21 protein-coding genes are annotated in these 23,885 nt (G+C 69.6%); 4 read left to right on the plus strand and 17 right to left on the minus strand.

Annotated features, from left to right (window positions below):
- Nucleotides 1-13: 13 nt before the first annotated feature.
- From GRX31_RS09270 to GRX31_RS09295, 6 genes are all read right to left on the minus strand, one after another.
- Nucleotides 14-3,400, minus strand: a complete 3,387-nt coding sequence (locus GRX31_RS09270; protein WP_016451587.1) for an error-prone DNA polymerase — start codon at nucleotides 3,398-3,400, stop codon at nucleotides 14-16.
- On the minus strand, nucleotides 3,393-4,901 hold the full coding sequence (locus tag GRX31_RS09275; RefSeq protein WP_160852326.1) for a Y-family DNA polymerase: 1,509 nt from the start codon (nucleotides 4,899-4,901) through the stop codon (nucleotides 3,393-3,395). Before GRX31_RS09275 ends, GRX31_RS09270 begins: the two co-directional genes overlap by 8 nt.
- Nucleotides 4,902-4,907: 6 nt before the next feature.
- The gene (imuA, locus tag GRX31_RS09280; RefSeq protein ID WP_160852328.1) at nucleotides 4,908-5,780 is read right to left on the minus strand and encodes a translesion DNA synthesis-associated protein ImuA; all 873 of its coding nucleotides are present in this window, start codon (nucleotides 5,778-5,780) and stop codon (nucleotides 4,908-4,910) included.
- A gap of 91 nt (nucleotides 5,781-5,871) precedes the next feature.
- Nucleotides 5,872-7,236 carry an HD-GYP domain-containing protein gene (locus GRX31_RS09285; protein WP_160852330.1) on the minus strand — a complete coding sequence of 455 codons (1,365 nt, stop codon included), beginning with the start codon at nucleotides 7,234-7,236 and terminating at the stop codon, nucleotides 5,872-5,874.
- Nucleotides 7,237-7,338: 102 nt separating this feature from the next.
- Entirely contained in the window at nucleotides 7,339-7,977 is a 639-nt protein-coding gene (locus tag GRX31_RS09290; protein ID WP_012206068.1) for a 3-oxoacid CoA-transferase subunit B, read from the minus strand.
- A gap of 2 nt (nucleotides 7,978-7,979) precedes the next feature.
- Entirely contained in the window at nucleotides 7,980-8,687 is a 708-nt protein-coding gene (locus GRX31_RS09295; protein ID WP_016446257.1) for a CoA transferase subunit A, read from the minus strand.
- A 73-nt stretch (nucleotides 8,688-8,760) separates the two neighbouring features.
- On the opposite strand from GRX31_RS09295, the gene GRX31_RS09300 reads away from it, so the two are divergent.
- Nucleotides 8,761-9,303, plus strand: a complete 543-nt coding sequence (locus GRX31_RS09300) for a PAS and helix-turn-helix domain-containing protein (RefSeq protein ID WP_016446258.1) — start codon at nucleotides 8,761-8,763, stop codon at nucleotides 9,301-9,303.
- A gap of 264 nt (nucleotides 9,304-9,567) precedes the next feature.
- Nucleotides 9,568-11,019, plus strand: a complete 1,452-nt coding sequence (locus tag GRX31_RS09305) for a catalase (RefSeq protein WP_160852332.1) — start codon at nucleotides 9,568-9,570, stop codon at nucleotides 11,017-11,019.
- Between the two features lie 66 nt (nucleotides 11,020-11,085).
- On the opposite strand, the gene GRX31_RS09310 is transcribed toward GRX31_RS09305, so the two are convergent.
- The gene (locus tag GRX31_RS09310; protein ID WP_016446260.1) at nucleotides 11,086-11,526 is read right to left on the minus strand and encodes a nuclear transport factor 2 family protein; all 441 of its coding nucleotides are present in this window, start codon (nucleotides 11,524-11,526) and stop codon (nucleotides 11,086-11,088) included.
- Between the two features lie 47 nt (nucleotides 11,527-11,573).
- The gene (locus tag GRX31_RS09315) at nucleotides 11,574-13,595 is read right to left on the minus strand and encodes an NADPH-dependent 2,4-dienoyl-CoA reductase (protein WP_160852334.1); all 2,022 of its coding nucleotides are present in this window, start codon (nucleotides 13,593-13,595) and stop codon (nucleotides 11,574-11,576) included.
- A gap of 160 nt (nucleotides 13,596-13,755) precedes the next feature.
- Here GRX31_RS09315 and GRX31_RS09320 point away from each other — a divergent pair, with 160 nt between their 5' ends.
- On the plus strand, nucleotides 13,756-14,295 hold the full coding sequence (locus GRX31_RS09320) for a PadR family transcriptional regulator (protein WP_016446262.1): 540 nt from the start codon (nucleotides 13,756-13,758) through the stop codon (nucleotides 14,293-14,295).
- A gap of 57 nt (nucleotides 14,296-14,352) precedes the next feature.
- Here the strand turns inward: GRX31_RS09320 and GRX31_RS09325 are convergent, their stop codons facing one another.
- The 9 genes from GRX31_RS09325 to GRX31_RS09365 form a co-directional block, all read right to left on the minus strand.
- On the minus strand, nucleotides 14,353-15,276 hold the full coding sequence (locus GRX31_RS09325) for an SMP-30/gluconolactonase/LRE family protein (protein WP_016451554.1): 924 nt from the start codon (nucleotides 15,274-15,276) through the stop codon (nucleotides 14,353-14,355).
- Between the two features lie 22 nt (nucleotides 15,277-15,298).
- The gene (locus GRX31_RS09330; RefSeq protein ID WP_160852336.1) at nucleotides 15,299-16,198 is read right to left on the minus strand and encodes an amidohydrolase family protein; all 900 of its coding nucleotides are present in this window, start codon (nucleotides 16,196-16,198) and stop codon (nucleotides 15,299-15,301) included.
- Between the two features lie 4 nt (nucleotides 16,199-16,202).
- Entirely contained in the window at nucleotides 16,203-17,159 is a 957-nt protein-coding gene (locus GRX31_RS09335; RefSeq protein WP_160852338.1) for a tripartite tricarboxylate transporter substrate binding protein, read from the minus strand.
- A 39-nt stretch (nucleotides 17,160-17,198) separates the two neighbouring features.
- Nucleotides 17,199-18,203 carry a Bug family tripartite tricarboxylate transporter substrate binding protein gene (locus tag GRX31_RS09340; RefSeq protein WP_160852340.1) on the minus strand — a complete coding sequence of 335 codons (1,005 nt, stop codon included), beginning with the start codon at nucleotides 18,201-18,203 and terminating at the stop codon, nucleotides 17,199-17,201.
- 70 nt (nucleotides 18,204-18,273) lie between these two features.
- Complete coding sequence (locus tag GRX31_RS09345) at nucleotides 18,274-19,206, minus strand: NAD(P)-dependent oxidoreductase (RefSeq protein ID WP_160852342.1); 933 nt, start codon at nucleotides 19,204-19,206, stop codon at nucleotides 18,274-18,276.
- Nucleotides 19,203-19,889 carry a hypothetical protein gene (locus GRX31_RS09350; protein WP_016451551.1) on the minus strand — a complete coding sequence of 229 codons (687 nt, stop codon included), beginning with the start codon at nucleotides 19,887-19,889 and terminating at the stop codon, nucleotides 19,203-19,205. The genes GRX31_RS09345 and GRX31_RS09350 overlap by 4 nt, the downstream gene beginning before the upstream one ends.
- A 48-nt stretch (nucleotides 19,890-19,937) precedes the next feature.
- The gene (locus GRX31_RS09355; protein ID WP_016446269.1) at nucleotides 19,938-20,936 is read right to left on the minus strand and encodes a Bug family tripartite tricarboxylate transporter substrate binding protein; all 999 of its coding nucleotides are present in this window, start codon (nucleotides 20,934-20,936) and stop codon (nucleotides 19,938-19,940) included.
- Nucleotides 20,933-21,868, minus strand: coding sequence for an amidohydrolase family protein (locus GRX31_RS09360; protein WP_160852344.1), 936 nt, complete (start codon nucleotides 21,866-21,868; stop codon nucleotides 20,933-20,935). The genes GRX31_RS09355 and GRX31_RS09360 overlap by 4 nt, the downstream gene beginning before the upstream one ends.
- A gap of 77 nt (nucleotides 21,869-21,945) precedes the next feature.
- Nucleotides 21,946-22,947 carry a Bug family tripartite tricarboxylate transporter substrate binding protein gene (locus tag GRX31_RS09365; RefSeq protein ID WP_016446271.1) on the minus strand — a complete coding sequence of 334 codons (1,002 nt, stop codon included), beginning with the start codon at nucleotides 22,945-22,947 and terminating at the stop codon, nucleotides 21,946-21,948.
- A gap of 127 nt (nucleotides 22,948-23,074) precedes the next feature.
- Between GRX31_RS09365 and GRX31_RS09370 the strand changes: the two genes are divergently transcribed.
- Nucleotides 23,075-23,863, plus strand: coding sequence for an IclR family transcriptional regulator (locus GRX31_RS09370; RefSeq protein ID WP_016446272.1), 789 nt, complete (start codon nucleotides 23,075-23,077; stop codon nucleotides 23,861-23,863).
- Nucleotides 23,864-23,885 lie beyond the last annotated feature (22 nt).

A 23,885-nucleotide genomic window follows, 5' to 3' on the forward strand; every position in this document is an offset into this window, starting at 1 on the left:
ACGGCAACAGCCCTCAGTGGAAATTGCGGCTCGCCACGCCGGCGCCGCCCAGGCGGCCCAGCCAGCGGCTCATGTCGCGGGCGCGGTGCACGATGAGATGGCGCACGGCGGGCACCTCCTGGCTGGCCTGCTCTGCAGGCACTGACTCGCCGCAGTCCTTGCCGCCGCCCCAGTCAGAGCTGCTTTGCCAGATGCCCTCGACCGCCAGCAGCCGCGCGCCCAGCAAGGGCTCGCCCCAGCGCGTGACGGTATCGGGCCAGACCACCAGGTTGACCGTGCCTGTCTCGTCCTCCAGCGTGATGAAGACCGTGCCCTTGGCCGTGGGCGGGCGCTGGCGCACGGTGACGATGCCGCAGGCCCGCACGCGCATGCCCGCCAGCGTGTCGCGCAGCTCCAGCGCCGTGCGCAGTCCGTGGCGGCGCAGGCGGTCACGCAGCAGGGCCAGCGGATGGCGGCGCAGGCTCAGGCCCGTGGCCGCGTAGTCGAACAGGATTTCCTCGCCCTCGGGCGCGGCGGCCAGTTGCACGGGCGCCTCGTGCACGGGCACGCCCGCGAACAGCGGGGGCTGCACCTGCAGGGCCGCCGCATCCCACATCTGCTGGCGGCGGTGGCCTGACAGGCCCTGCAGCGCATCGGCCGCCGCCAGGGCCTGCAGCTCGGCGCGCTGCAGCCGGGCGCGCAGGGCCAGGTCCTCGGTGCTCCTGAACGGCGCCTGCGCGCGGACCTGGGCCACGCGCTCGCCGGAAGTCTTTGGCAGCTGCGCCACCATGCACAGACCCAGGCGCACGGCCGGCTGCGGCAGCTCGACGCCAGCAATGCGCTCGTGCGGTGCCTCCAGCGTGCAGTCCCAGTCGCTGTGGCGCACATCGACGGGCAGCACGCGCACGCCGTGGCGGCGCGCATCCTGGATCAGTTGCGAGGGGGTGTAGAAGCCCATGGGCTGGGCATTGAGCAAGGCCATGAGGAAACAGGCCGGCTCATGGCGCTTGAGCCAGGCGCTGGCATAGGCCAGCATGGCAAAGCTGTAGGCATGGCTTTCAGGAAAGCCGTATTCGCCGAAGCCCAGCATCTGGCGGAAGATGGCCTGGGCAAATTCGGCGCTGTAGCCGTTGGCCAGCATGCCGTCTATCAACGGACGCTCGAAGCGGTGCACGCCGCCCTTGCGCCGCCAGGCCGCCATGGAGCGGCGCAGCTCGTCGGCATCGCCCGCCGAGAAGTTCGCCGCGATCATGGCGATCTGCATCACCTGCTCCTGAAAAATGGGCACGCCCAGCGTGCGCTTGAGCGCCTTCTCGAGCGCAGGCTTTTCCAGAACCAGCTCGCCGCCCTGCCGCCGACGCTCGCGCGCCTGAAGATAGGGATGGACCATGCCGCCCTGTATGGGGCCGGGCCGCACGATGGCGACCTCGACCACCAGGTCGTAGAACTCGCGCGGCTGCAGCCGGGGCAGCATGCTCATCTGCGCCCGGCTCTCGATCTGGAAGGTGCCCACGGTGTCGGCGCGGCAGATCATGTCGTAGGTGGCCGGGTCGTCCTTGGGGATGTCGGCCAGCTCCCAGCGCGGGCCGCGCAGCGCGGCGCGCGCGTGCAGGCTGCCGCGCAGCACGGTGAGCATGCCCAGGGCCAGCACATCGACCTTGAGCAGCTTCATGGTGTCCAGATCGTCCTTGTCCCACTGGATGACCGAGCGGCCCTCCATGGCGGCCGGCTCCACGGGCACCAGCCGCGTCAGCGGCCCGTCGGTCAGCACAAATCCGCCCACATGCTGGCTCAGGTGGCGCGGGCTGTCGCGCAGCTGCAAGGCCAGCTCCAGCCACAGCCGCGCACGCTGGGGCGACAGTTGCGGGCAGTCGTCGCCCAGCCGCTCGCGCAGCCGGGCCAGGCGCAGCAGCTTGGAGCGCACCCAGCCCAGGGCGGGGTCATCGGGTTCGGGCTCCGGCTCGGCCGCCTGGTCCTCGGCATCGCTGAACCAGTGGTGCTGCCGGGCCATGGCGTCGATCAGCGCCGCATCCACGCCCAGGGCCTTGCCCGCATCGCGCAGCGCGCCGCGCGTGCGCCAGCAGCTGACCACGGCCGTCAGCGCCGCACGGCCGCGGCCGTATTTTTCGTAGATGTACTGGATGACGGTCTCGCGCCGCGCGTGCTCGAAGTCCACGTCGATATCTGGGGGCTCGCTGCGCTCGCGGCTGATGAAGCGCGCCATCAGCAGCGTGGTCTTGTTCGGATCCACGGCCGTGATGCCCAGGCAATAGCAGACGGCCGAGTTCGCGGCCGAACCGCGCCCCTGGCACAGGATGCCTTCGCTGCGCGCATAGCGCACGATGTCGTGCACGGTGAGAAAGTACATCTCGTAGCGGCATTCGGCGATCAGCTCCAGCTCATCCTTCAACTGCTTGGCGACCGATTCGGGAATGCCTTGCGGATAGCGCCCCGCCGCTCCCTGCCAGGTATGCCAGGCCAGGGTCTGGCGCGCGTCCATGCCGGGAAGCACGCTTTCCTGCGGATAGTGGTAGCTGATCTCACTGAGCTTGAAATCGCAGCGCGCGGCAATCTGCAAGGTTGCATCCAGCATGGCGCGCGGATAGATGCCGCCCAGCCGCAAGCGTGAGCGCAGATGGCGCTCGGCATTGGGATGCAGCTCGAAGCCGCATTCGGCCACCGTGCAGCCCAGGCGCAGCGCCGTCACCAGGTCCTGCAGCGGCTTGCGCGAGCGCGCATGCATGTGCACGTCGCCGCATGCCACGCAGGACAGGCCCATTAACCCTGCCACGTCCTGCAGGCTTTGCAGCCACAGGCTGTCGTCGGGCGCCAGCAGCAGCTCCACGCCCAGCCAGCAGCCCGGCCCCAGCTGCGCCACGGCGGCCTGCACGGCCTGGGCGATGGCGGGCACATCGCCGGCTGGAAGCAGCGCGCGCTGTGGCAGGACGATGCATTCGCAGCCTTCACGCAGCAGATGCCAGGGGCTGTCGGCATCGACCAGGTACCGGCCCTTGTCGGCACGGGCGCGCGCTGCGCTGATGAATTCGCAGAGGTTGCCCCAGCCGTTCAGATCGCGCGCCAGCGCCACCACGCGCAGCGGGCCCCAGGCAAATTCGCTGCCATGGATCAGGGCCATCTCGCAGTCACGTGCAGCCTCGAAGGCCCGCACGGCGCCGGCCACCGAGCATTCGTCGGTCAGGGCCAGCGCCTGGTAGCCCAGGGCCTTGGCGCGCTGCACCAGTTGGGCCGGCGAAGAGGCGCCGCGCAGAAAGCTGAAGTTCGACAGGCAGTGCAGCTCCGCATAGCCGGGCAGGCCCGGGCCCGATGCCATGCCGGACACCGGCCCGGTGGCCTGGGGCGGGGGCTGCAGCCGCTGCAGCTGCGGGGGCGGCGGCTCCAGCAGGATGTCCTGTTCAGCCATAGATGCCTTGCGCAAACCAGGCGGCGGGCGACAGCAGGGCCGGCATGCCTGGCAGCCGCTCCGATGCAGGCGCGCGCTCGCGGTAGATCCAGACATGGCCGACAGCCGCGTTGCTGGCCACGAAATAGTCACGCACGGCCAGCGCCGCATCGGCCTGCGGCTCCCCCCACCAGCCGGCCTCCAGCCGATAGGGGCCGGCCAGCAATTGCAGCGGCCCCTGCCAGCAAGGGCGGCTGCCCTGCAGGAGCAGGGGCTGGGGCGGATCAAGCAGCCAGGGCGGCAGCAGGCCCTGCCAGGGGTTGGCCGCCTTGCGCGCGTGCGCGGGCCGCCGCGGTGCCTGCGGGGTCTGCAGGGCCTCGCAGGCCGGGGTCCAGCGCTGCATGGCCTCGGGCCGGTGGTCCGATTGCAGCTGCGCCACCCGCACGCCCTGCGCGCCACGGCGGGCCGAGACGCGCTCCACCCATTCATGCCAGGCCATGCCGCTGGCCGCGCCTGCCCCATCTGCCGCGCCTGCCGCCTCGCCCAGCGGCGCCGGACCGGGCGCGGCCGGTGGCAGGCAACTGCCGGCATCGGCCGCGAAAGGCGCGGTGTCCAGCGCCACCAGCTCCAGCATGTCCGCAGGCGCGCGCCAGGGCGTGCGGGCCAGGCGTTCGCGCAGCAGGCGCTCCATGTGCTCCAGCGCCTGGGCGGGCCGGGCCGTGCGGATGTCCAGCGCTTCCCAGGCCGGCAGCTGCGTGCCGTCCACGCGCCGCAGATCGTGGTGCCAGCGCAGTTGCAGGCCCAGCACGCCCTGGTGGCGGGCCTGCAGCCAGGCCTGCAGCGCACGCAGCAGGGGCCGGGCGGCCTGCAGCAGGGCCTGGGCGTCGCTGGCCGGATAGCCCAGGTCGGCGCGCAATGCAAAGTGTTCGGGCAGCTCCAGCCAGTCCAGCGCATGGGGGCTGCTGCCATAGGCCTGGTCCAGCGCCAGCAGGGCCGGCAGCCCGATGCGCCGCGCCAGGCCCGCGCGCGGCAGGGCGCGCAGCTCGCCCCAGCGGCGGCAGCCCATGCGCTCCAGGGCCGGCGCATGGGGTTCGAGCGCGGGCAGGGTCCAGATCGGCAGGGCATCGGCAGGCGGCCAGGGCTGGCGCGAATCCGTGCCCTGCATGCGCCAGCGCAGACGTGCCAGCGCCTGCCATGCCGTGGCGCCCCGGGCCCAGACCGGCATCTGCGGGCTGCCTGCCTGCCCTGTGTCAGGCTGCTGTTCACGCAGAGCGCGCAGCAGGCCCAGCAGCATGGACTGGCGGCCGCCCCACAGGCGCTCCACGCTGCCCACCTCCATCAGCGCCACGGCCTGCCCTGCCCCGTACCAGAGAGCCACGCGCGGCGTCCAGCGCAGGGCCCACCAGGCCTGCTGCGCGCAGGCACTGCCTTTGCCATCACTGTCGCCGTTGCCCTGGCCATCGCCCTGCGCGGCATGCAGCGGCCAGGCAATCCAGTGCAGTGCTTGATTCGGCTGTGCCATGGCATCTCATCCCAGGGTGTGCGCTGCCGCCTGCAGGGCGGGCGCCTCGGCGGGCAGCAGTTGCCCGTGTCCATGAAGCCAGCGCTGCGCCTCGCCCGCCTGCCGGGTGCGCCGCAGGGCCTGGGCCTGCAGCACGTCCTGCCAGGCCCAGTGGTGCAGCGGCAGTTTCAAGGGATGCTCCAGCGCAGGCCCCCGGCGCTTGAGCAACTGCACGCGCAGGCAAGCTGGCGTGCCGCCTTCGCCCGGCTCCCCCAACTCTGTCTCCACGCGCAGCCGCAGCGGCGCAGGCGAGGCCACCGTCTGCAGGGCGGCCGAGGCCTCGCGCCACAGCCACAGAATGCGCCCCTGCGCAGCGGCCGCCCATTGCAGCCGGCGCAGCGTGGCCATGGGCAGACCGGCCGGCAGCCAGGCCAGCACGGCCAGCACGTCGCGGCAGCGCAGTGCCTGCTCACAGACCCAGGCCAGCCCTGCCCCATCGCCTGCCGGGTGGGCGCCGGGGTGGGTATCGGCCTCCACGCAGCACAGCCGGTGCGCCGCCACGCCCGCCGCTTCCAGTCCCGGAGCAAAAGGCCTGCAAGGCGGCGCCACCAGCACCACCTGGCCCGCGCTGCGCTGCATCAGGGCCGCCAGGCCCGGCAGCAGCAGCGGCCATTCGGCATGGCCATGGGCGGGTTGCAGCAGCTCGACCATCGCGCCCAGCGGCCAGCCCCCGCCCGGCAATTGCGCATCCAGCAGCGCATGGCCCGAAGGCTGGACGCGCTGCTGCAGCGCCTGCTGCCAGCCATCGCCACGCCACACGCCCTGCAACTGAGGCAGCACACGCGCCGCGCCCGCCAGGGAGGCGGACTGCGCAGGTTGAAAGGCGTGTGTCGTGGTCATGGGGAATTCTCAAGATACTGTACAAATATACAGCACTCTTGATTTCCCCACAGCTCCACGGCCGTAAAAAAGCCGGGCAAGCCCGGCTGTCTCAGTGCGCTGGCGCTCTCGCTGCGCCACCCGCTGGGGGTGTGGCGTCGATCTGCATGCAGGCTTCGCACCATTGCGCGACCGCCGTGTCCACGGCGTGGGTGCGGGCGTTGATGGCGGGCCAGCGGCGCAGGCAGGCGTTGACGATGGCCTGCAGCTGCCACAGGGCCTCGCGGCTGAGCAGGGCCAGCTCGCTCATGCCCTGCACGTCGTCCTTGAGGTAGGCCAGCAGGTCGGTCTGCTGGTTCGGGTGCAGGCCGGCCTCGGCCAGCTGCTTTTGCAGGCTGCCGATGCTGGAGTCGATGTAGACGGCCGCCTGGTGGTCGGGCATGGCCTGCCAGCGCTCGGGAAAGGTCTGGCTGAACGTGTCCCACATCTGGAAGGCGGCAGACAGCGCTGCCACGCTGTGCGTGACCTCGGCCTGCAGCGGCGGCAGCGGCGTGCCCGGCGAGATCTCGTCGTACAGCAGCGGCAGCAGGATGCCGACCAGATCGGCCGGATAGCGGCGGTGGTTCATGCGCAGCATCAGCGACAGGCGCTGGCCGGGCAGGTCCTGGAATTTGTCGAAGAAGGCCGAGACCACCTCGGCCAGCAACAGGATACGGCCCATTTTGGAGATGGCTTCGCCATGCACGCCGCGCGGATAGCCCGTGCCGTCCATGCGCTCGTGGTGCTCGAGCACGGCCATTTCCACGTCCTGCGAATACGCGCCCGCGCCCCGCATGATGAGCATGCCCGTGACCGAGTGCGCCACCAGGTGCTTGCGCTCGGCGCCCGTGAGCCGGTAGTTGGGGTCGGTCCAGGCCGGGTCCATGTAGAGCATGCCCACGTCGTGCAGCAGGGCCGCCGTGGCCAGCGGGCCGCATTCACGCTCGCTCCATTCGCTTTGCAGCGCCAGGTAGACGGCCACCAGCATCATCTGCAGGCTGTGGGCGAACAGCTCGGGCCGCTGCTCGCGCATGACCGTGAGCTTGAAGGCGATCTGCGGCGGCAGCACCATCAGGCGCAGCGGCGCCAGCAGCCGGTCCGTGCCGCCCAGCGACTGCACCAGGCGGCGCATCAGGTCCACGGTTTCGCACTGCACCATGGCCTGGGCCTCGATGGCCAGCACGTCCACGCGGTTGTCCACGCCCAGGTGCTTGTCGATGGGGTCGCGCAGCTTGTGCTTGACCAGGCGCTCGTACATGTTGCTGTCGATGCGCGCGCCCTTGTCCACGAGCTTGACGCCCTTGTCGTTGAAGATGGGCTCGCCGGTCACCACGTTGCAATGCTCGGCCATGTCGGTGACGGCGCGCAGGAAATGCACGCCCTCGTCCTTCCATCCCTGCGCTGTCGGTGGATTGCGCACGGCCGCGACATCCGTCATAGAGGCTCCCATTGGCTCGAAATCTGAAATATAAGCAAAAGAGCCCGCGCAAGGCGGGCTCTCGTTGCGCAGGCCTGCCAAGGCAGGCCGTGCACGGCAACATCAGCGAATCAGCGTCACGCCGGTCTTGGACTGGATGTCCTCGAAGCTCACTTCGGGGGCCAGTTCCACGAGCTTCAGGCCCTGCGGCGTCACGTCCATCACTCCCAGGTCGGTGATGATACGGTCCACCACGCCCACGCCGGTCAAAGGCAGAGTGCAGGCGGGAAGAATTTTGAGGTCGGTCGTGCCGTCCTTCTTCTTTGCCACATGCTCCATGAGCACGATGACGCGCTTGACGCCCGCCACCAGGTCCATGGCGCCGCCCATGCCCTTGACCATCTTGCCGGGGATCATCCAGTTGGCCAGGTCGCCCTTCTCGGACACCTGCATGGCGCCCAGGATGGACAGGTTGATCTTGCCGCCGCGGATCATGGCGAACGACTGGTCGCTGCCGAAGATGGACGAGCCGGCAATCGTCGTCACGGTCTGCTTGCCGGCGTTGATCAGGTCGGCGTCCACGGCATCCTCGGTCGGGAAGGGGCCGATGCCCAGCATGCCGTTCTCGGACTGCAGCCACACTTCCTTGTCACCCGTGTGGTTGGCCACCAGGGTGGGAATGCCGATGCCCAGGTTGACGTAGAAGCCGTCTTCGAGTTCTTGGGCCGCGCGGGCGGCCATCTGGTCTTGGGTCCACGGCATGGTCAGGCTCCTTGTTTTTCTGTGATGGTGCGCTTTTCGATGCGCTTTTCGGGATTCGGGTTGTGCACGATGCGGTGCACGTAGATGCCGGGCAGGTGGATGTCGTCCGGTGCGATCTCGCCGACCTCGACCACCTCCTCCACTTCCACGATGCAGACCTTGCCGGCCGTGGCGGCGGCAGGGTTGAAGTTGCGCGCCGTCAGGCGGAACTGCAGGTTGCCGCTCTTGTCGGCACGGTGGGCCTTGACCAGGGAGACATCGGGCACGAGCGAGCGCTCCATCACATAGGTCTCGCCGTCGAACTCGCGCAGCTCCTTGCCCTCGGCCACCATGGTGCCCACGCCGGTCTTGGTGAAGAAGGCGGGAATGCCGGCGCCGCCTGCGCGCAGCTTCTCGGCCAGCGTGCCCTGGGGCGTGAATTCCAGCTCCAGCTCGCCGGCCAGGTACTGGCGCTCGAACTCCTTGTTCTCGCCCACATACGACGAGATCATCTTCTTGATCTGGCGCGTCTCCAGCAGCTTGCCCAGGCCAAAGCCGTCCACGCCCGCGTTGTTGGAAATCACCGTCAGGCCCTTGACGCCGCTGTCACGCAGCGCGTCGATCAGGGCCTCGGGAATGCCGCACAGGCCGAAGCCTCCCACAGCCAGCAATTGCCCGTCGGCCACGACGCCCTGGAGCGCCTGCTCCGCAGAGGGGTAGAGCTTTTTCACACATGTCTCCTTCAGATTGGATGCGCTACGATACTACGTACTTGCATAAGTAGTTTTTCGTAAAGATTTGCCCATGGATATAGATTACAGGCTGGCGTTCGAGGCCGCCCCCGTCGGTCTCGTGATCTCGCGCAACCGCACCATGATCGACTGCAATCGCCAGGTCTGCGAGATGTTCGAGGCCTCGCGCGAGGTGCTGATCGGCCAGACCTTCCAGATCCTCTACCCCAGCGCCGACGAGTATGAGCGGCTGGGCGCGCGCATCGCGCCCATTCTCAATGCAAGGGGCTTTTATTCGGACAACCGCATCATGAAGCGCGCCAACGGCGAAACGTTCTGGTGCCATGTCACGGGCCGCACGCTGGACCGCAGCGACCCGCATGCCTCGGGCATCTGGAGCTTCGAGGACCTCAGCGCCCAGCGCCCCGTCAAGGCCGAACTCACGGGGCGCGAGCGCGAGGTGGCCGCCCGCCTGCTGGAAGGCCTGACCTCCAAGGAAATCGGCCGCGCCCTGGCCATCAGCCACCGCACGGTGGAGATCTACCGCGCACGGCTGATGCGCAAGTACGGCGCCTCCACGGCCGCCGATCTGGTCCACAAGCTGGTCTCTGGCTGACAGGGCGACGGCCTACACGGGCCGTATCCGCCCGCGCAACACAATGCCTTGGCAAAAAGCATGCCCGGCACGACGCAGGCGGGGTGCGGTGAAATTTTTTGGCTATGGCGCAGTTGAGATTTGCCAATCGCCAAAGCCTTGCCGCATCCATAGAACGAAACAACAATAAAAGCAATTCGATAGCACGCAGCTATTGATTTTCCAAGCGCCGCGCTGCCTGCGTGCAAGCCGGCGCCGCTACCACCCCTCGATCAAGGAGAGACCATGACCCACAAGCTCACCACCGCCGCAGGTGCCCCGGTTGCCAACAACCAGGACTCGCTCACGGCCGGCCCGCGTGGCCCGATGCTGCTGCAGGACCTGTGGCATCTGGAAAAAATGGCCCACTTCAACCGCGAAGTGATTCCCGAGCGCCGCATGCACGCCAAGGGCTCGGGCGCCTTCGGCACCTTCACCGTGACGGGTGACATCACGCGCTACACCCGCGCCAAGGTGTTCTCCGACATCGGCAAGCAGACCGAAGTGTTCGCGCGCTTTTCCACCGTGGCCGGCGAGCGCGGCGCGGCCGACGCCGAGCGCGATATCCGCGGCTTCGCCGTCAAGCTCTATACCGAGGAAGGCAACTGGGACCTGGTGGGCAACAACACGCCGGTGTTCTTCTTCCGCGACCCGCTCAAGTTCCCGGACCTGAACAAGGCCGTCAAGCGCGACCCCTACACCAACCTGCGCTCGCCCGAGAACAACTGGGACTTCTGGACCGGCCTGCCCGAGGCGCTGCACCAGATCACCATCGTCATGAGCGACCGGGGCATTCCGCGCGGCTACCGCCACATGCATGGCTTCGGCTCGCATACCTACAGCTTCATCAACGCCAGCAACGAGCGCCACTGGGTCAAGTTCCACTGGGTCTGCCAGCAGGGCATCGAGAACTTCACCGATTCCGAGGCGGCCTCCGTCGTCGCCTCCGACCGTGAAAGCAGCCAGCGCGACCTGCTCGAGGCCATCGACCGCGGCGAGTTCCCGCGCTGGAAGCTGTGCGTGCAGATCATGCCCGAGCATGAAGCCGAGACCTACCGCTTCCACCCCTTCGACCTGACCAAGGTCTGGAGCAAGAAGGACTACCCGCTGATCGAAGTGGGCGTGATGGAGCTCAACCGCAACCCGCGCAACTACCACGCCGATGTGGAGCAGGCCTCGTTCACGCCGGCCAACCTGGTGCCGGGCATCGGCCCCTCGCCCGACCGCATGCTGCAGTCGCGCCTGTTCTCGTATGGCGATGCCGCGCGCTACCGCCTGGGCGTGAACCACCACCAGATCCCCGTGAACGCGCCGCGCTGCCCCTACCACGCCTACCACCGGGACGGCGCCATGCGCGTGGACGGCAACTACGGCGGCACCATCGCCTACGAGCCCAACACCAAGGGCGAGTGGCAGGAGCAGCCGGCCTTCGCCGAGCCGCCGCTGGCCCTCACCGGCGCGGCCGACCGCTGGAACTACCGCGAGGACGATGCCGACTACTTCACCCAGCCCGGCGACCTGTTCCGCCTGCTCACGCCCGATGCGCAGCAGCGCCTGTTCGAGAACACGGCGCGCAACATCGCCGGTGTGTCCGAGCACATCGTGCAAAAGCACATAGCGCACTGCACCCAGGCCGACCCGGCCTACGGCAAGGGCGTGGCCGATGCCATCGCCCGCCAGAAGGCCGGCACGCTCTGACCGGCTGACGCCCACGGCAAAACGCCCCCGAAACTTCGGGGGCGTTTTTCATGGCACGCCCTGCCCTCAGGCCACGGCCTTGAAGGCGGGAAGCTTGTCGCCCAGCCGCTTGCCCATCTCCGTGCCCAGGGCCTGCAGGCCGCTCATGGGGCGCACCATGACCTCGAATTCCCGGATCAGCCCCTGCTCGTCGAAGCGGATGAAGTCGATTCCCTTGAGGTTCTTGCCACCCACGCTGGCGCTGAACTCCAGCACCACGTCCAGGCCGTCATCGCTGGCCATCTGGCGGTGGTAGGTGAAGTTCTCGAAGACCTGGACCACGGTGGACAGCGCCAGCATCAGCGCGGCTGCCGAGGCATAGGGCGTGTTGGCCATGGGCGAGCGGAACACCGCATCGGGATGGACGATGGTGTGCAGCTCGCCCAGGTCGCTGGCGGCAACCATGCGATGCCACAGCTCCAGGGAGCGGGCGACTGCGGGATGGGCGTTCTTCGGGGGCTGGGACATGCTTGTCTCCTGGTGGTTGAGGTGGAAAACGGAATCGGGCGGCGCCCTCAAAGGCTGGCCGCCAGCGTGGTGCCTTGCAGGATGGCGCGCTTGGCGTCGAGTTCGGCCGCCACGTCGGCGCCGCCGATCAGGTGCACGCTGCAGCCCGCCGCGCTCAGGGCCGCATGCAGCTCGCGCTGCGGCTCCTGGCCCGCGCAGAGCACGACGTTGTCCACCTCCAGCAGTTGCGGCTGGCCGTCCACGGTGATGTGCAGCCCGGCGTCGTCGATGCGCTCATAGGCCACGCCCGAGCCCATGGCCACGCTGCGTGCCTTCAGCGAGGTGCGGTGTATCCAGCCCGTGGTCTTGCCCAGTTGGTCGCCCACCTTGGTGGACTTGCGCTGCAGCAGGTGCACGCGGCGCGGCGAGGGCTGGGCCTGCGGCTGCGCCAGGCCGCCGGCCTGGGCGTAGTCCGTGTCTATGCCCCACTCCGCATAGAACTTGCGGGGCGCCACGGCGCCGCTGTCGCCGGCATGGGTCAGGTACTCGGCCACATCGAAGCCGATGCCGCCCGCGCCGATGATGGCCACGCGCTCGCCCACGGGCCTGTCGCCCTGCAGCACGTCCAGGTAGCCGAGCACCTTGGGATGGTCCACGCCGTCGATGGCGGGAACGCGCGGCCGTATGCCCGTGGCCAGCACGATCTCGTCATAGCCGCCCTCGATGAGCTGGGCTGCCTCCACGCGGTGGCCCAGTCGCAGCGCCACGCCGCCCAGCTCCAGCTGGCGGCGGAAGTAGCGCAGCGTCTCGTGGAACTCCTCCTTGCCAGGCACCTTCTTGGCAATGTTGAACTGCCCGCCGATCTCGCTGGCCGCATCGAACAGCGTCACCGCATGGCCGCGCTGCGCGGCGGTGACGGCAAAGCTCAGGCCCGCCGGGCCGGCACCCACCACAGCGATGCGCTTGGCGGCGGGCGCGGGCGCAATCACCAGCTCGGTCTCGTGGCAGGCGCGCGGGTTGACCAGGCAGGAGGTGATCTTGCCGCCAAAGGTATGGTCCAGGCAGGCCTGGTTGCAGGCAATGCAGGTGTTGATCTCGTCGGCACGGCCCTGGCGCGCCTTGCGCACGAAGTCGCCATCGGCCAGCAGCGGCCGGGCCATGGAGACCATGTCGGCATAGCCCTCGGCCAGCAGGCGCTCGGCCACCTCGGGCGTGTTGATGCGGTTGGAGGTGATCAGCGGGATGTCCACCTGCCCCATCACGCGCTGCGTGACCCAGGCATAGGCGGCGCGCGGCACCTTGGTGGCAATGGTGGGGATGCGCGCCTCGTGCCAGCCTATGCCCGTGTTCAGCAGCGTGGCGCCCGCGGCCTCGATGGCCTGGGCCAGCGCGATCACTTCCTCCAGCGTGGAGCCGCCTTCCACCAGGTCCAGCATGGACAGGCGGTAGATGATGATGAAGTCCCGCCCCACGCGCTGGCGCGTGCGCCGCACGATCTCCACCGCAAAGCGCATGCGGCCCGCGTAGCTGCCGCCCCATTCGTCATCGCGGTGGTTGGTGCGTGCGGCGATGAACTCGTTGATCAGGTAGCCCTCCGAGCCCATGATCTCCACGCCGTCGTAGCCCGCATGCCGGGCCAGGGCTGCGCAGCGCACGAAGTCCTCGATGGTTTGCTCCACCTCGTCGCCCGTCAGCGCATGCGGCACGAAGGGGTTGATGGGCGCCTGCAGCGCGCTGGGCGCCACCAGCCCGGGCTGGTAGGCATAGCGGCCGAAGTGCAGGATCTGCATGGCGATCTTGCCGCCCTCGGCATGGACGGCCTGCGTGACGATGCGGTGCTGGTCCGCCTCGTGTTCGTTGACCATCATGGCGCCACCCTTCATGGGCTTGCCGCGCTCATTGGGGGCGATGCCGCCCGTGACGATCAAGCCCACCTCGCCGCGCGCGCGCTCGGCGTAGAAGGCGGCCATGCGCTCGAAGCCGTTGGGCGCCTCCTCCAGGCCCACGTGCATGGAGCCCATGAGCACGCGGTTTCTGAGCGTGGTGAAGCCCAGGTCCAGTTCGGCATTCAGGTGGGGGTAGTGGGTCATGCCTGTCTCGCTTTTTTATGCAACTGATTGCATGAATGTAGTCAGCCTCCTTTATTTATGCAACTGGTTGCGCAAAAAATTGCAGAAATGACTGCAGCGCTTGGCCGCACCTCCATGCAGGCCCGTAAGATGGCGCCCAGCGCCAGTCCCTTTGTTGCCGATGTCCCTGCCACACGCCCTTCTCACCGCCTTGGTCGAGCACCCCTGCTCGGGCTCGGAACTTGCCGAGCGCTTCGACCGCTCCATCGGCTATTTCTGGAATGCCACGCACCAGCAGATCTACCGCGAACTCGCGCGGCTGGAAGAGGCGCAATGGATAGAGGCCCTTCCCGCCGAATCCGGCCGGGGCCGCAAGCGCCAGTACCGCATCCTTCCCACCGGCCGCAAGGAGCTCAAGCGCTGGGTGGCCGAGCAGGAAGACCCCAAGCCGCTGCGCGAGGAATGGATGGTGCGCCTGCGTGCCGAGGCGGTGGTGGGGCCCTGCGGACTGCAGGACGAAGTGCAGCGGCTGCTGGCACTGCACCAGGCGCAGCTGGACGTCTACCAGCGCCTGGAGCAGCGCGACTTCCTGGACAAGCCGCCCACGCGCGAGCGGCGGCTGCAGCACCTGGTGCTCAAGGCCGGCATACAGCAGGAGCAGCTGTGGATAGGCCTGCTGCAGGAAGCCCGGGAGATCCTGGACATGCCGGCCAGGCCCTGAGGAACGGTTGCGACGACTGAGACTGCCGAGACGGCTGAGAAGGTCGCGACGGCCGCCTCAGCCCTTGTTCAAGCCGTGCAGCGCCAGCCCCGGCGCCTCCAGCCGGGCACGCAGAATGCGCCCGTGCGTGGAGTCCGTCACATGCAGCGTGCGGCGGTCCGCACCGCCAAAGGCCAGGTTGGTGAGCGAGCTTCCCGGCACGCCACGCAGCACCTGCACGGGCTCGGCACGGTGGTTGAGCACCCACACCAGGCCCAGGCCCGGGTTGGCCACCAGCAGCCGGCCCTGGTCATCCACGGCCAAGCCGTCGGGGCCGCTGGGGCCGTAGGAGGTGAAGAACTGCCCCACCTTGGCCACGCTGCCATCGGGCAGCAGGGGCACGCGCCAGACGCAGTTGCCGCGCGTCACGGCCAGGTAGAGAACGCGGCCGTCGGGCGACAGCGCCACGCCGTTGGGGCTGGGCACGTTGGCCAGCAGCAGGTCCAGCCGGCCGTCCGGCCGCAGGCGGTACAGGCGGCCGCTGGGGTCGTGCAGGCCGCTCTGGCCCTGGTCGGTGAAGTAGAGGTTGCCCTCGGCATCGAAGACCAGGTCGTTCACGCCCTTGAAACGCTCGCTGTTGCGCCGCTGCAGATAGGGGCTGACGCGCCCCGTGGCCACCTCCAGGCACATCAGGCCGTTCTTGTAGTCGGTGATCAGCAGCGTGCGCTCGTCAAGGAACTTCATGCCGTTGGGCTCGCCGTCGTACTCGGCCACCAGGGTCCAGGCGCCTTGCGGATCGATGCGGAACACGCGGCCCCAGGGAATGTCGGCCACGTACAGGTTGCCGGCGCCGTCGAACACCGGCCCCTCGAGGAAGGAGTCGGTGACGGCGCCGCCCCGGTTGGCATCGGCCCACTCGCTGCGCTCGGGGCGGCGCAGGGCGTCGGGCATGGCGGTGAACGATTCGAGCTCGCAGACCTGGGGGGCTTGCAGCAGGAACATGGTGCTTGTCTTTCTCGGGATTTCAGGGGATGGCGCTGAAGCCGTACAGGCGCGCTGGATTGTCGACCAGGATGCGGTCCATGGCCTCGTCCGTGCCCGCCCAGGCCTGCAGCAGATCGACCAGGTCGGCATCGTCGACGGAGCCCGGCGCCTCGGTGGTGTGCGGCCAGTCGCTGCCCCAGACCAGGCGCTCGGGTGCGGCGCGCACCAGGTCGCGGCCCAGCGGCAGCGTGTCGGCATAGGAAGGGCCGCCCACCGATGAACGCATATAGGCGCCGGAGAGCTTGACCCAGGTGTTGCCGCCATCGAGCAGCCGGCGCAGCGCGGCATGGGCCGCGCCCTCCACGCCCTGCATGCCCGCGGCCGGGTCGATGCGACCCAGGTGGTCCACGACCAGGGGCACGGGCAGCGCGCCCAGCACGGGCTCCAGCGCCACCAGCTGTTCGGGCTGCACGAAGACCTGCACATGCCAGCCCAGCCGTGCGACCCGGTGCGCCAGCGTGACCAGCATGTGGGCCGCGGTCTCGCCCCAGGACTGCGGCGAGACAAAGTTCACGCGCAGCCCGCAGACGCGGTGCGTGGCCAGCCGGTCCAGCTCGGCATCGGCCACATCGTGGGCGACCACGGCCACGCCGCGCGCATCATCGCCCAGGCGCTCCAGCGCATCCAGCGTGCAGGCGTTGTCCGTGCCATAGGTCGAGGGCGTGACCACCACGGCGCGCGAGGTGCCCAGGCGCCGCTGCAGTTGGCGGTACATGGCCACGTCGGCCTGCGGAGGCGTGCGCGGCCAGTGCGGCGACGGCGCAAAGCGCGCATCGAAGATGTGCATGTGGCTGTCGCAGGCCAGGGGCGGCAGCGTGCGCGCAGGCCTGCTCGTGCCGGCCGAGTGCGGCACGGCCATGGCGATGTCGGTCATGCCCATGCGCTCAGTCCAGCACGATGGCGCCCTTGCGCACCACCTCGCCCCACTTGGCGTCTTCCTTCTGGAGGAAGGCGGCGAACTCGGCCGGCGTCGATGCCATGGGCTGGGCGCCCAGGTCGCTCAGGCGCTGGCGCACCTCGGCTTCCTGCAGCACCTCGGACAGCGCCTGGTGCAGGCGCGCGGCCACGGGCTCGGGCGTGCCCGTGGGCAGGAAGATGCCGTTCCACTCATAGGCCTCGTAGCCGGGAATCACGGTCTCGGACACGGTGGGCACATCGGGCAGGCGCGCCGAGCGCTGGGGCGCCGCCACGGCCAGGGCGCGCAGCTTGCCGCCCGTGACCAGCGGATAGGTGGCCGCCATGGTGCCGAACATGAAGTCCACCTGCCCGCCCATCACATCGGCAATGGCCGGCCCGCCGCTCTTGTAGGGCACATGGACCATGTCCAGCTCCAGCCGCTGGCGGAACAGCTCGGCCGCCAGGCGCTGCACCGTGCCGCTGCCGCCCGAGGCGAAGTTGATCTTGCCCGGCTGCGCCTTGGCCCTGGCCGTCAGGTCGGCCACGCTGCGCACGGGCGAGTCGGCCTTGACCACGACCACATTGGGCATGAGCAGCACCAGCGACAGCGGCTGCAGCGCGCTGCGCGCATAGGGCAGCTTGGCAAACAGATGCGGGTTGATGGAAAACGGCGTGGCGTCGTAGAGCACCGTGTAGCCATCGGCGCGCGCCTTGGCCACCTGGCTGGCACCAATCGTGCCGCTGGCCCCGGGCCGGTTGTCCACGATGATGCTGGTGCCCAGCCGCGCGCCCATGCGCGTGGCCAGCAGGCGCGCGGCCGCGTCGGCGCCGCCGCCGGGCGCATAGGGCACGACCAGGGTGATGGGACGCTCGGGAAAGGCGGCCTGGGCCACGGCGGCGGCCAGGGTGCAGGCCGCGATCAGGGTTCTGGCAAGGAATTTCATGGCTTGTCTCCACATTTTTTAGAGGGGGCGGCGGCCGAATCAATCCGCCTTCAGGTTCAGTTCGCGGGCGATCTGCGCATAGGAGGCCGCTTCGCTGGCCACGCGCTGCGCGAAGGCGCTGCCGCAGCTGGACTCGGCATCCATGCCCAGGCCGTGCAGCTTTTCCGCGGCCGATGCACTCTTGGCGAACTCCACGGCCACGCGCTCCAGCGCCTGGGCCGCGCCGTCGGGAATGCCGGCCGGCGCGAGCACGCCGTACCAGACATCGGCCGAGTAGTCGCCGCCGCCCGCTTCGGCAAAGGTGGGCACCTGGGGCAGCAGGGACGCGCGCCTGGGCGAAGCCACGGCCAGCGCCGTGAGCTTGCCGCTGCGCACCTGGGGCAGCACCGAGCCCAGCGTGGCGAAGGAGCTGTCGAGCTGGCCGCCCATGAGGTCGGTCACCACGGGCGCCGCGCCCTTGTAGGGCACGTGGTTGAGCTTCAGGCCCTTGGCCCGCGCAAACATCTCGGTGGCGAAATGGCCCGAACTGCCCATGCCCGCCGTGCCGGCCGTGACGCTGCCGGGCCGGCTGCGTGCCTGGTCCATGTACTCCTGCAGGTTGCGCGCCGGCATGCCCGGCCCCACGACCAGCACCGTGGGGCTGTTGGCCACCGTGCACAGCGGCCGGAACGAGCGCACCACGTCGAACTTCACGCGGCCCTGGTACAGCGCCGGGATCATGCTGTGGTTGGTGGCGCCGAACAGCAGCGTATAGCCATCGGCCGGCGCGCCAGCCACGGCCTGCGCGGCCAGTATGGTGTTGGCCCCGGGTTTGTTGTCCACCACGAAGGGCTGGCCCAGCGCCTTGCCCGCATGGTCGGCAAAGGCGCGCGCCACCACGTCGGTGGGGCCGCCCGCCGCAAAGCCCACGACCAGCCGCACGGGCTTGGCCGGATAGTCCTTCTGCGCCAGCGCGGGCTGGGCGCCCAGCACGGCCAGCCCCACGGCGGCCAGCAGGCCGCCGCGCAAGGCCAGGCGGCGGACCTCTTGGAAATTCCTCGACATCGCTTGTCTCCTCAAATCACATGCATGCACATGCATGGGCCAAGGGCGCGCACGGCACCCCTGCCCTGGCTCAGGCGCCGGCCGCCGCAGGCACGCGGGCCAGCACCTCCAGCACATTGCGGGCCGCGCCCACGCCCATGTTCACGTAGGCATCGCCGGTCACGCCGCCGATATGGGGGCTGAGCACGAAGTTCCTTTCGCCCTGGAACGGGTGGCCGGCCACCATGGGCTCCACCGCAAAGCTGTCCAGCCCTGCGGCCGCCACCTGGCCCGAGCGCACGGCGGCCAGCAGCGCGGCCTCGTCGATCAGGCCGCCGCGTGCGGTGTTGACCACGATCACGCCGCGCCTGCAGGCCGCCAGCGTGGAGGCGCCGAGCATGCCCCGGTTTTCCTCGGTCAGCGGGCAGTGCAGCGAAATCGCGTCGGACTCGCGCCAGATGGTTTCCAGGTCCACGGGCTGCACGTAGGCGGGCAGGTTCTTTGCGAAGGGATCGAAGCCGATCACGCGCATGCCCAGCGCATCGGCCATGCGCGCAAAGCGCAGGCCGATGGCGCCCAGCCCCACCAGGCCCACGGTGCGCCCGCCCAGCTCCAGGCTCTTGTGCGTGGCCTTGTCCCAGTGGCCTGCGTGCATGCGGGCGTCCAGCGCCACCACCGACTTGGCGCAGGCCAGCAGCAGCGCGAGTGCCTGCTCGGCCACGGCCGCCGCGTTGGCGCCCGCGGCGGCCACCACGGCAATGCCGCGTTCGGCGGCGGCCGCCTTGTCGATGGTGTCCGTGCCGCTGCCGTGCTTGGAGATCACGCGCAGCGAGGGCGCCGCGTCCATCACGGCCGCGCCCACCTTGCCGTAGCGCACGATGATGGCCACGGGATCATGGGCGCGGCACAGCGCAACCAGGTCCTCTTCGGTGGGCGTCTTGCCCGCATAGACGATGTCGTGCCGGGCCAGCAGGTCCAGGGCCTGTGGCGCCAGATCGGCGCCGGTGACGATGACGGTGCTCACAGGGATTCCCCTTCCTTGAGCACGCCGGCCGCGCGCAGGGCCGCGGGCAGCCACTTCGATGCCGTGTCGCCGCGCGCAATGGCCTCGATGCGGGCGGCCTCGTCGGCCACCTTCTTCACGGCCAGCTCCAGCATGGCGGGTGCCTTGGCGCGCTCGATGACGACCACGCCATCGGCATCGCCCACCACCAGGTCGCCCGGGTGAACCGTCGTGCCACCAGCGCAGATGGCGTGGTTGATGCGGCCCGGTACGAACTTGGTCGGGCCTGCGGGATTGAAGCCTGCGCTGAACACGGGGAAGTCCAGCTCCAGCAGCTCCAGGCGGTCGCGGATGGCGCCGTCCACGATGACGCCGGCCAGGCCCAGCTTCTTGCAGGCGCTGAGCATCAGCGTGCCCATCAGCGCGGCGGTCTGGTCGCCCTTGCCGTCGATGACCAGCACGTCGCCGGGCCGGGCCAGCGCGATGGCGGCGTGGATCATGAGGTTGTCGCCGGGACGCACCTCGACGGTGAAGGCCGGGCCGGCCACTTTCATGCCCTGGTGCACGGGCGCCACGCGCGAATGCATGGTGCCGCGGCGGCCCGCCACGTCGGCCAGGATGGCGGCCTGAAAGCCGGCTGCGCGCTGCACGACTTGGGCGTCCACGCGCTCTATGTCACGGATGATTTCTGGGAGTTGGCTCATGATGGTCCAGTGAGATGAGGTGAAGGAAAACAGAAAGATGTGCGCGCGTCAGTCGGCCTTGATGCCGGCCTCGCGGATGAGTTGGGCCCACTTGGCGGAGTCGGATTTCTGCAGCTCGCCCAATTGCCGCGGCGTGCCGCCGACCAGGGTCACGCCCAGCCGCTCGGCCAGTGCCACGACGGCCGGGTCCCTGAGCGCCTGGCCGATCTCCTGGTTCAGCCGCTGCACGATGGCGGCCGGCGTCCTGGCCGGCGCAAAGACGGCCTGCCACTGCTCGACCACGAAGTCGCCGATGCCGGCCTCGGCCATGGTGGGCACGTCAGGCAGGGCCTTCAGGCGCGCCGCCGAGGTCACGGCCAGCGCGCGCAGCTTGCCGCCCTGCACATGGGGCAGCGCGGCGGCCACGGGGGCGAACATGAACTGCACCTGCCCCGCCAGCGTGTCCTGCAGCGCGGGCGTGTCGCCCTTGTAGGGCGCATGGATGAAGCGCACGCCGCCCTTTCTTTGCAGCAGCTCGCCCTGCATCTGCAAGATGGTTCCGCTGCCGCCCGAGGCAAAGGCCAGCTGGCCCGGCTGCGCCTTGGCGGCGGCCAGCAGATCGGCCACCGACTGGAAGGGCTGGGCCGCGCCCACCACCAGCAAATGGGGAATGGTGCCGATGGTGATGACGGGCTCGAAGCCCGCAATCGGGTCATAGGGCAGCTTGCCCATGAGGTGGGGCGCGATCGCCTGCGGACCGATGGAGGTGCCCAGCAGCGTGTGGCCGTCCGGCGCCGCCTTGGCCACGTAGGCCGCGCCGATGGTGCCCGTGGCGCCCGCGCGGTTGTCCACGATCACGGTGCTGCCCAGGGCCTTGCCCAGGTGCAGTGCCACCTGGCGGCCCAGCACATCGGTGCTGCCGCCGGGCGGATAGGGCACGACCCAGGTGATGAGCTTGCCTGCCGGCCATGCGGGCTGCGCGTGGACGGCGGCGCTGCACAGCGGCCCCAGCAGGGCGGCGCCCCCTGCGGCCAGCAGGGTGCGGCGCGTGGGATGGAAGGTGTTCATGGTTTGTCTCCTGCTTGTGTGCAATGCAATGGCGGCGCTGCGGTCTCGAAGCCGTACAGCGCCCGGGGGTTGTCCACCAGCACGCGCCGCAGCGTGGCGGCGCCGCCGGCATGGGCGGTCCAGTCGGCCAGGCGGTCGATCTGGCGGGCGTCATCAGGCAGGGGCTGCATGCCTGCCGAGGCGCTGACATGCGGCCAGTCGCTGCCCCAGAGCACACGCTCGGGCGCGCAGCGCAGATAGCTGGCGGCCAGGGCGTCCAGCGCCGGGTCTTCGACCGACTGCAGCGCGCTGACGATGTAGCCGCCGGACAACTTGACCCAGGCCCTGCCGCCCTCCAGCAGCTCCAGCAGCAGCGCATGGCCCGCATGGCGCCCCGCCTGCTCGGGGGCAATGCGGCCGAAGTGGTCGAACACCAGCGGCACCGGCAATTGCCGCAGCACGCCGGCCAGCGACGCCAGCAGGTCCGGCGCCATCAGCAGTTGCAGATGCCAGCCCAGCGGCGCGATGCGGCGGGCCAGCGGCACCAGCAGCTCGGCCGTGCCCGTCACGCCCAGCGACAGGTTCAGCCGCACGCCGCGCACGCCCAGGCCGTGCAGGCGCTGCAGCTGGTCATCGCTTTCGCTGCCATCGATCACGGCCACGCCCCGCGCCTGCGGGCCGAGGGCGGCCAGCCCGTCCAACATGCAGCGGTTGTCGCTGCCGTAGGTGGACGGCGTGACCAGCACGCAGCGCGAGGTGCCCAGGCGCCGCTGCAGCGCGCGGTAGTCGCCGGCCGAGGCGTCGGGCGGCAGCAGCCGCGCGCCCGGGGCTGCCGGGTAGCGGCCGTCATAGACATGCACATGGCAGTCGCAGGCATCCGGGGGCAGCACGGCACGGGGCCGGGCGCTGCCCTGCGAGAAACGGACGGGCACGGCAAGGCTGTCGCAGTCCATGGCGAGATCTCGATGGAGGAAAGGAAGGGAGGTGGGAGCGAGAAGGAAGCGAAAGGGCTGGCGCCCCTGCCCCGGGCTCAGTCCAGGCTGGCGCCCGAGTCCTTGACGATGCGTGCCCAGCGCGGCACCTCGGCGCGCAGCAGCGCGGCGAACTTCTCGGACGAGCCGCCCAGCACCTCGCCGCCTTCGGAGCGCAGCTTCTCGGCCACCTCGGGCACCAGCAGCGCATCGTTGATGGCCTTGTTCAGCTGCTGCACGATGGCCTGGGGCGTCCCGGCCGGCGCCAGCACCCCGAACCAGGTGACGGCCTCGAAATCCTGGTAGCCGGACTCGGCCAGCGTGGGCGTCTGCGGCAGCTGGGCGGAGCGCTTGAGCGAGGTGACCATCACCGCGCGCAGCTTGCCGTTGCGCACCTGGCCCAGCAGCGTGGGCACGGCGGACATGTAGAAATCGATCTGCCCGCCCACCAGGTCGGTCATGGCCTGTGCTGCGCCCTTGTAGGGCACATGGCGCAGCTTGATGCCGGCCGCGTTCTCGGCCAGTTCGCCGGCCAGGTGCGCCACCGTGCCGTTGCCCGGGTAGCCCAGCGTGAGGCCGTCGGGCTTGGCCTTGGCGGCCTTGACCAGGTCGGCAAAGGTCTTGTAGGGCGAGTTGGCCGGCGCGGCCATGACGATGGGCGCGGAAGCCACCAGCGCCACGGGCACCAGATCCTTCAGCGGGTCATAGGGCAGCCTGGCGTACAGCGAGGGGTTGATGGCCAGGTTGCTGGTCTGGCCCATGACCAGGGTATGGCCGTCCGGCGCGGCCTTGGCCACGGCGTCCACGCCCAGGTTGCCGCCGGCGCCGGGCCGGTTGTCCACCACCACGGTCCACTTGTTGTGGTCCGACAGCCGCTGGGCCACGGTGCGCGCGATCATGTCCGTGCCGCCACCGGGCGGAAACGGCACGACCAGGCGGATGGGCTTGCGGGGATAGGCGTCCTGGGCCTGGGCAGCGCCCATGGGCACGATGGCGGCAACGCCGACCAGGACGGCAAGAAGGCGTGCGTTGAGGCAACGCGAAAGCGAGGGAATCGGCATGGCGGTTTGTCTCCGTTTGTTGTGTCCAACGCCCGCATGGCTGCGGTGCGTGGGACGAACTTTATGAAAACGTTTCAACCCATACAATGCCGTTTCATACAGCGCAACCAATTGCATGCCTTGCACCATGAACAAGCCCCCCAGCACCCCTTCCCCGGCGCAGCCATCCGATGACAAGGCCAGCGCGGCCAAGGACGGCGGCGTCATCGCCGTCACGCGTGCCTTGCAGCTGCTTGGCGCCTTCGCCCTCGGGGAGTCGCACCTGTCCCTGGCGGAACTGAGCCGGCGCTGCGCGCTGCACAAGACCACGGTGCTGCGGCTGGCGCGCACGCTGGCGCAGTCGGGCTTCATGGTGCAAAGGGACGATGGCGACTGGCGCCTGGGCCCGGCCGCTGGCTGGCTGGGTGCGCGCTACCAGGCGGGCTTCGATGTGCAGAACGTGCTGGAGCCCGCGCTGCGCGCGCTCACGCAGGCCAGCGGCGAGAGCGCGGCCTTCTATGTGCGCGAAGGCAATGTGCGCACCTGCCTCGTGCGCGTGGAAGGGCCGCAGGCGCTGCGCCACCATGCGCGCATGGGCGAGGGGCTGCCGCTGGACCAGGGCTCGCCGGGGCGCGTGATCCTGGCGTTTTCAGGCGAGCCGGGGCCGGTGTACGAGCAGATCCGCCAGCGCGGCTACCACTGGTCCATCGGCGAGCGCGAACAGGGCGTGGCCACGGTGTCGGCGCCGGTGTTCGGCATGCACTGGCGGCTGATGGGGTCGGTGTGCATCTCCGGGCCGGCATCGCGCCTGCCCGAGGCCCGGCTGGAAGCCATGGCGCAGACGGTGGTGGCGGCGGCCAACCAGCTGTCCTATGCGCTGGCGGGCAGCGCCAGCACACAGGCCCCCGTGGTGCGCGCCAGCCAGTGGCATCCCTGAGACCACCTTCCGGGGCGACGCC

The sequence above is a fragment of the Delftia sp. CH05 genome (assembly GCF_009827015.1).
In the GTDB taxonomy this organism is placed as follows: Bacteria; Pseudomonadota; Gammaproteobacteria; order Burkholderiales; family Burkholderiaceae_C; genus Comamonas; species Comamonas tsuruhatensis.